This is a genomic window from Burkholderia sp. SRS-W-2-2016 (assembly GCF_001931485.1).
Classification (GTDB): domain Bacteria; phylum Pseudomonadota; class Gammaproteobacteria; order Burkholderiales; family Burkholderiaceae; genus Paraburkholderia.
Window position 1 is genome coordinate 1 of record NZ_MSDV01000099.1, and the last position, 769, is coordinate 769.

At 53.3% G+C, this 769-nt stretch carries 1 rRNA gene; it reads right to left on the reverse strand.

The features are described 5' to 3' along the window. Positions 1-13: 13 nt before the first annotated feature. Positions 14-769 (reverse strand): 23S ribosomal RNA (locus tag BTH42_RS33945); the annotation flags it as partial.

Genomic DNA, 769 nt, shown 5'->3' on the forward strand with positions numbered 1-769 from the left:
ACACACCTGTTATAGGATCAAGCCTTACGGGCAATTAGTATCAGTTAGCTCAGTACATTACTGTACGTGCACACCTGACCTATCAACGTCCTGGTCTTGAACGACCCTTCAAGGGGCTCGAAGCCCCGGGGATATCTCATCTTAAGGCGAGTTTCCCGCTTAGATGCTTTCAGCGGTTATCTCTTCCGAACATAGCTACCCGGCGATGCCACTGGCGTGACAACCGGTACACCAGAGGTTCGTCCACTCCGGTCCTCTCGTACTAGGAGCAGCCCCCTTCAAATATCCAGCGCCCACGGCAGATAGGGACCAAACTGTCTCACGACGTTTTAAACCCAGCTCACGTACCTCTTTAAATGGCGAACAGCCATACCCTTGGGACCGGCTACAGCCCCAGGATGAGATGAGCCGACATCGAGGTGCCAAACACCGCCGTCGATATGAACTCTTGGGCGGTATCAGCCTGTTATCCCCAGAGTACCTTTTATCCGTTGAGCGATGGCCCTTCCATACAGAACCACCGGATCACTATGACCTGCTTTCGCACCTGTTCGACTTGTCAGTCTCACAGTCAAGCACGCTTATGCCATTGCACTATCAGCACGATTTCCGACCGTACCTAGCGTACCTTCGTACTCCTCCGTTACACTTTGGGAGGAGACCGCCCCAGTCAAACTGCCTACCATGCACTGTCCCCAGCCCGGATAACGGGCCAAGGTTAGAACCTCAAACAGATCAGGGTGGTATTTCAAGGTCGGCTCCATTGAGA